Origin of the sequence: Psychromonas arctica (genome assembly GCF_038155225.1) — a bacterium.
GTDB classification, from domain to species: domain Bacteria; phylum Pseudomonadota; class Gammaproteobacteria; order Enterobacterales; family Psychromonadaceae; genus Psychromonas; species Psychromonas arctica_B.
The window spans coordinates 1-206 of record NZ_JBAKBA010000496.1; the positions used below are offsets into that span (position 1 = coordinate 1).

Consider the following 206-nt stretch of genomic DNA (forward strand, 5'->3'; position numbering starts at 1 on the left):
CCCTACAGAATAACGGTTCGATAACGAATTAATGGATAATATTGCCCAGCGTATAGAAGACAAAGCCGCTACTTTAGTGTTATTTGCTTCTTATTGGCAAATGAACTTAGACGCTGACAAGTTACGTCGAAAGTTTCCAACGTCTTTGATAGTGCAAGGTGAAACATCACCTACTAAAATGATCACTACGCATTAAAAGAATTGTG

1 protein-coding gene is annotated in these 206 nt (G+C 37.9%); it reads left to right on the forward strand.

Features of this window, described 5'->3' with window-relative positions; translation table 11 throughout:
- The first annotated feature begins 31 nt into the window (after positions 1-31).
- On the forward strand, positions 32-196 hold the full coding sequence (locus V6255_RS19210; RefSeq protein WP_341629504.1) for a hypothetical protein: 165 nt from the start codon (positions 32-34) through the stop codon (positions 194-196).
- Positions 197-206: the final 10 nt, after the last annotated feature.

Bases quoted from the DNA above. Each gene is read 5' to 3' on its own strand.
- V6255_RS19210 (WP_341629504.1), top strand. From the start codon at position 32: ATGGATAATATTGCCCAGCGTATAGAAGACAAAGCCGCTACTTTAGTG.